Below are 5,528 nucleotides of genomic sequence, written 5' to 3'. Positions count from 1 at the left end.
CCAAACCCCTCGATCCTCAAGACAGGACCCAGTCCTGTCATTGTGTGCCCTTCAGCGGGTTACCGCCCCCAAGTCATGGCGCCGCCCCAGCCGCAGTGTCCTCCCGCGCGAGCGGGTTCGTTCCATGACCGAGGGCGTGTCAAAACTCGAACAGGCTCGGCCTTGCCGAACGATTTGTACAAGTTCACGCTCCTGTACCGGGGATTTCCCGGTCTATCGAGGCTTACAGGAAATTAAATTGCTTCACGGAGCGGCCCGATCGCGTTTTGACACAGGCTCGACCCACTCCGGACATTTTGGCCCCTGAGCCGTCAGGTCTAATCCACCGGGCTCTCAGGGTTTGACCTGATAGCCACCATCAGCCGGTCGCCTATCTTGAGTCTTGACCGAGCCGAGCGCAGGGGCACGCTGGGTTCCTTTCGTGCCATGATCCTACGACCGCTTCGGCGCCTGAACGACGTTCGGAGATGACCATGAAGCGGATCCGGTCCGGCAGGTCACTTGGCTTCCCGCTCCCAAGGGCGGCGACTTCTCGCTTTACGGGCGGGCCTATCGGCCGAAGATTTCGATCCGACGGGTCGTGTCCGCACCGCCCCTTAGAGGTGCGGCCATGTCCTTGATCGACATCTTCGCCTGGATCGTACTGCTCGTCCTCGTGGCGACGCTCGTGGCGGTCTTCGTCGCACTCGGGATGATGCCGGGCCGCATCGCGCGCAAGCGCGGGCATCCCTGGCCTGAGGCGGTGGCGGTCGGAAGTTGGGCGACGCTGATCTTCGGATTCGTGTTCTGGCCGCTGGTGCTGATCTGGGCCTATGTCGATGTGCCGGTACGACAGCAGGAGACGCCCCGATGATTGTCGTCCTGCTGAACGTCTACATTGCAATTCTTGCGCTGTTCATCTGGCTCCGGTTCATCCCGTTCAACCTGTTCTGGAAGATCTCGCCTGTCCTCGTCCTGCTCCTCCTCCTCGTCGGGTTGTTCATCCCGATGGGCTGGGGCGCACCCTCGGGGTCAGCGGCGGTGATCCGCAACTCGGTGCAGATCATCCCCTCTGTTGCCGGCGAGGTCATCGACGTGCCCGTCGCGGCGAATACCCCGGTCAAAGCGGGCGATGTCCTGTTCCGGATCGATCCGATCACCTATCAGGCGCAGGTCCAGGCCATCGAGGCGCAGCTCAAGCTCGCCGAGCTGCGTCTCGGCCAGTTCTCCGAGCTGCAACGCCGCGACACGGGTCGCGCCTTCGACGTGCAGGAGCGGCAATCCGAGGTTGACCAACTGAAGGCGCAGCTCGACAGCGCGAAATGGAATCTCGATCGCACCACCGTGCGGGCTCCCGCTGATGGGTATGTGACCAATCTGGCGCTGCGGAAGGGTGCCCGTGTGACAGGGCAGTCTCCTGTCATGGCCTTCATCGACACGTCCGAGGCGATCCTGGGCGTGGAAATCCCGCAGATCAGCGTGCGCTATGTCGAGGTCGGGCAGCCGGTCGAGATCACGTTCAAGGCCCTGCCGGGCGAGGTCTTCGCCGGGAAAGTGGAGACGGTGGTGCAGGCGATCGCCACCGGACAGTCGCAGCCCGGCGGCCTGGCCGTCATGCCGACGGAGGTCCAGGCGGCGCCGTTCATCGTCCGGATCACGCTCGACGACCCGGAAGTGGCGCGCCGCCTGCCAGCCGGGAGCACGGGTCTCGCGGCGATCTTCACCGAGCATGTCAAGGCGAGCCATGTCATCCGCAAGGTCGTGCTGCGGCAGAGGGCGATCCTGAACTACGTCAATCCGTTCTGAACCCAGCTTCCTCGTCAGGCGATCCGCTTCTCCAGGCCGGCGCATCGCTCGTACCCTCCGCCGTCATCACCGGCCTCGTGCCGGTGATGACGGCGGAGGGACGATGTGTCTGTCCAAGAGCCAGCACCTGTAGGCCCGCAGCTTGCGCTGCGAGCCGGAAGGTTGATCGAGGGTGGCTGGGCAGCCCGGCTCGATGGGTATGGTGGAATGGAAGAGCCGGACGGCGCCTCGCACGCGGGACTGTTAGGCGTTTCGACTTGGACCAGCACAGGGCTGCCAAGGGCCTCCCGCCAACCGGCGTGCGCGGCCTGCTGCAGGACCGCTCCCCGCCCCACATCTGCGACGCCTCGCGAGCGCGCCCCCCGTCGGGCCGGGATGAGCCAGGGTCGAGCCCAGATGATACACAGTGTCAAGAGCAAAGTGAGAACAAATGCCTGGATCGATGGCTTCTGCAGCGTGAGCCATGAAACCCTGAGTCATGCAACCCTGGGTCATGAAAAAGCCTGACAGGCGCGCTATGATATGATCATGAGCAAGAATCCCACTGGGCTGGCCCAGGGCATTCTGAATGCCCTCTGGAAGGCCGCACAGGCCCTGCGAGGCCAGCCTGCTGCCCCAGGGCGAGCGAAGCTCAACGGCCGGCGTGGCTATGGGGATGGCGACATCCCATCGCCGGACCGCGAGCACGACACCTGATCCAGGGCGCTGCCGGGCGAAGGCCCGGATCCATGCATCATGCTTCTGAAGCGGACCCGACTTTTCGCCGATGCGCGCCTCCGGTTCGCATCGAAAGACGCGCTCGTTAGGAGAGGGCGTCGGATGAATCCCAAAAGCGCAACTCCGCTCTCGGGTCCGAGGCGCGAGCGAGGCTCTAGAGCACCGGACGTGAATTCAAACTCACGTCTGGTGCTCTAAGCTTTTGGCTTATCTCATCTTTTCACGCAAAACCGGGTCCCACTTTTGCGTTCGATGCACTAGGAAGTCCTGATCATCAGAATGTAGACCGCCAGAATCATGGCGATCAGCATTGCGGAATAGAGGGATTGGGACAGCATCACATGAATCCCAGGATCACCGCTCCACAGAACAGGAGCGCCAGACCGGCCACGACAAGCGCCTCGTTCTCGAACGAGATGTAGGACTTGATCCGCGTCATCATGGCAGCCTCCCGGATATCCATCATCATGCGCGCATGACGGCCGGAAAGATATGACTATCCTGAGAGTCCGTCGGGCCGAAGCGTTCCGGGCCTTCCATCCTCCGGGTGCCGGGTGGGTGCGGCGGCAGGATCGATCGGCCGCCGCTCCTCGCCCGCGCCTGCGATCAGAGGCAGGTGTGAACGCCCGACTTCACGATCTCCTGCCATTCAGCACCAAGCGCCTGCCGTGCGTCGAGCGCGTTCTCGGCGCCCGGTTCGCCGTTGCGGAACATCACCACGCCGAGCGACCGGTCATGGCTGCCGCTGACGATGGTCGGTCCCGGCACGTAGGTCGTCGTCGCGTTGTAGGTGCCGAAGCCGCGCCCGTGCGCTTGATCGATCAGGACGTCCCGTTGTCAGATCGGGACATCCGGCGCCGATTGCGGCAGCTCGAGATCGAGCACGAGCATGATGGGCGGCGTCGGACGTGATCCTGCGCAAGCAGCGTCCGGGGGCGGGTGTCTCGATCTGTCAAGATGGTGTCCGAAGCGGTCAAGCAGGCCTTCCCCGGCCCGCTTAGGATGACAACGGGCAGAGTGAGGCGTGGGTGTCAGCATGGCAACGGAACGGATGCCTTGGTGGGCATGGGCTTGGCCCGTCACGGCCTGGGTCATCCTGCTGACCGTCCTCCTCGTCGGGATGGGCGGCCTGATGGCTGCTGTAGCCGGAACCGTCCTCATCGCCACTGTGTTCGCCGCCGTATACCACGCCGAGGTCGTGGCCCATCGCACGGGCGAGCCGTTCGGCACGCTGGTCCTGGCTGTTGCCGTGACCGTGATCGAGGTGGCGCTGATCGTCTCCGTCATGATTGCCGCTCCGGCGGAGAAAGCCGCACTGGCACGCGATACGGTCTTTTCCGGAATCATGATCGTAATGAATGGCATTGTCGGCCTCTGCCTGCTCTGGGGCGGCGCGCGTCATCGCGAACAGGGGTTCCAGATCGACGCAGCGAGCGCGGCATTGGCTGTCCTGGCGGCCCTCACGACCCTCACGCTCGTTCTGCCCAATGTTGCGACGAGCGAGCCCGGTCCGTTCTTCAACACGTCGCAGCTTGTCTTCGCCGGCACCGTCTCTCTGGTGCTGTACGGCGCCTTCGTGTTCATCCAGACCATCCGGCACCGCGACTACTTTGTCCTGCTTGATGCCAGCGACGAGGATGCCCATGCGCCGCCGCCTTCGAACCGGATGGCAGCAATCAGTGCGGGCCTGCTGGTCGTTGCCCTGGTGGCAGTCGTGGCGCTCGCCAAAATCCTCACGCCAACGGTGGAGACAGGCCTGGATCGGCTCGGCGCGCCTGGGACTGTAATGGGGATCATCATTGCGGCCGTCGTGCTGCTGCCTGAATGTCTGGCAGCCCTCAGGGCGGCCCAGGCGAACCGGTTGCAGACGAGCCTGAACCTCGCGCTGGGATCAGCCCTGGCGGCGATCGGCCTGACGATTCCTGCGGTCGCGGCTGTTGCGATCGTGCTCGGCCAGCCCCTCGAACTCGGACTGGGCGACAAGGACCGGCTCCTGCTGGCACTGACGCTGCTCATCGGCGTGATCACGCTGGGCACCGGCCGGACGACGGTGCTTCAGGGCGCCGTCCACCTGGTGATCTTCGCGGCCTTCCTGTTCTTCGCCGTGGTGCCCTGAGGCCAGTGCTCCGGAATGCCGCGCTCAGGCCACAACAGCCTGATGCGGCCACCGACAGGATAGCTTGTTGGGGTTAACCAGCCTGTCGGTGGCCAGGACGCCAGACCCTCGGAAGGGAAGGAGCGTCTGACGTCCAATCAATCACCGAGGAGGCTACGCCTTCGGCTGGGCTCCGATTTCGACGGTCACCGTCCGCTCCTGGCCCTGACGATAGAGCGTGAGCGACACGGACTTGCCCGGGGCGACGTTCGCGATTTTCTTGGCTACGTCCTTGGCCCCGCCGATCCGCTCCCCGTCCACCGCGACGATGGTGTCGCCGATCCGGACACCCGCCTTGGCCGCAGGGCTGTCCTTCTGGGCCTCGGCCACGAGGACACCCTTGGGCTCCTTGAGGCCGATGGCCTCGGCGATCTCCTTGGTCACCGGCTGCATCTGCACGCCGATGAAGCCGCGGGCCACCTGACCGCCGTTCTTGAGCGAGGTCACGATCGTGTCGACCGTGCTGGCCGGAATAGCGAAGGCGATGCCGACGTTGCCGCCCGACGGCGAGAAGATCGCCGTGTTCACGCCGACCACCTCGCCGGCGAGGTTGAAGGTCGGGCCGCCCGAATTGCCCTTGTTCACGGGCGCGTCGATCTGGATGTAGTCGTCATAGGGGCCGCTACCGATGTCGCGATGCTGGGCCGAGACGATGCCGGCCGTCACCGTGCCACCGAGACCGAACGGGTTCCCGATCGCCATCACCCAATCACCGACCCGGGCCTTCTGGGGCGCGAGGCGGACTTATGCGTCGTGAGAGATTATGTGGCGGCGGGATCGCTGACGGTGGAGTTCCAGCGCTTTGCGGTTCCTGGCCGCTACATAATTATAGGCTCTCGAGCAGTTGAAGCACCGCGTCCTTTGCCTTGAA

At 64.3% G+C, this 5,528-nt stretch carries 5 protein-coding genes and 1 pseudogene; 4 read left to right on the top strand and 2 right to left on the bottom strand.

What is annotated here, in order from left to right; all coding sequences use genetic code 11:
* Window positions 1-610: 610 nt before the first annotated feature.
* The 3 genes from FS320_RS36780 (at window position 611) to FS320_RS45535 (ending at window position 2,481) form a co-directional block, all read left to right on the top strand.
* On the top strand, window positions 611-853 hold the full coding sequence (locus FS320_RS36780) for a DUF3302 domain-containing protein (protein ID WP_152717267.1): 243 nt from the start codon (window positions 611-613) through the stop codon (window positions 851-853).
* The gene (locus FS320_RS36775; protein WP_152717266.1) at window positions 850-1,785 is read left to right on the top strand and encodes an HlyD family secretion protein; all 936 of its coding nucleotides are present in this window, start codon (window positions 850-852) and stop codon (window positions 1,783-1,785) included. The genes FS320_RS36780 and FS320_RS36775 overlap by 4 nt, the downstream gene beginning before the upstream one ends.
* Window positions 1,786-2,313: 528 nt before the next feature.
* Window positions 2,314-2,481 (top strand): hypothetical protein, encoded by a 168-nt coding sequence (locus FS320_RS45535; RefSeq protein ID WP_153885380.1) that lies wholly within the window; start codon window positions 2,314-2,316, stop codon window positions 2,479-2,481.
* A 627-nt stretch (window positions 2,482-3,108) separates the two neighbouring features.
* On the opposite strand, the gene FS320_RS45530 is transcribed toward FS320_RS45535, so the two are convergent.
* Window positions 3,109-3,270 carry a hypothetical protein gene (locus FS320_RS45530; protein ID WP_153885379.1) on the bottom strand — a complete coding sequence of 54 codons (162 nt, stop codon included), beginning with the start codon at window positions 3,268-3,270 and terminating at the stop codon, window positions 3,109-3,111.
* 268 nt (window positions 3,271-3,538) lie between these two features.
* Here FS320_RS45530 and FS320_RS36770 point away from each other — a divergent pair, with 268 nt between their 5' ends.
* Entirely contained in the window at window positions 3,539-4,618 is a 1,080-nt protein-coding gene (locus tag FS320_RS36770; protein WP_152717265.1) for a calcium:cation antiporter, read from the top strand.
* A 153-nt stretch (window positions 4,619-4,771) separates the two neighbouring features.
* Here FS320_RS36770 and FS320_RS36765 read toward each other — a convergent pair.
* A pseudogene (locus tag FS320_RS36765) lies at window positions 4,772-5,398 on the bottom strand (S1C family serine protease); the annotation flags it as partial.
* Window positions 5,399-5,528 lie beyond the last annotated feature (130 nt).

Source organism: Microvirga tunisiensis, from assembly GCF_009296175.1.
GTDB classification, from domain to species: Bacteria; Pseudomonadota; Alphaproteobacteria; order Rhizobiales; family Beijerinckiaceae; genus Microvirga; species Microvirga tunisiensis.
The sequence above is the reverse complement of the archived record's forward strand: the minus strand, read 5'-3'. Positions and strand labels throughout refer to the sequence as shown.

What these genes read in the sequence shown, in the direction of transcription:
- FS320_RS36780 (WP_152717267.1), top strand. Translation starts at nt 611, where the DNA reads ATGTCCTTGATCGACATCTTCGCCTGGATCGTACTGCTCGTCCTCGTG.
- FS320_RS36775 (WP_152717266.1), top strand. Translation starts at nt 850, where the DNA reads ATGATTGTCGTCCTGCTGAACGTCTACATTGCAATTCTTGCGCTGTTC.
- FS320_RS45535 (WP_153885380.1), top strand. Translation starts at nt 2,314, where the DNA reads ATGAGCAAGAATCCCACTGGGCTGGCCCAGGGCATTCTGAATGCCCTC.
- FS320_RS36770 (WP_152717265.1), top strand. Translation starts at nt 3,539, where the DNA reads ATGGCAACGGAACGGATGCCTTGGTGGGCATGGGCTTGGCCCGTCACG.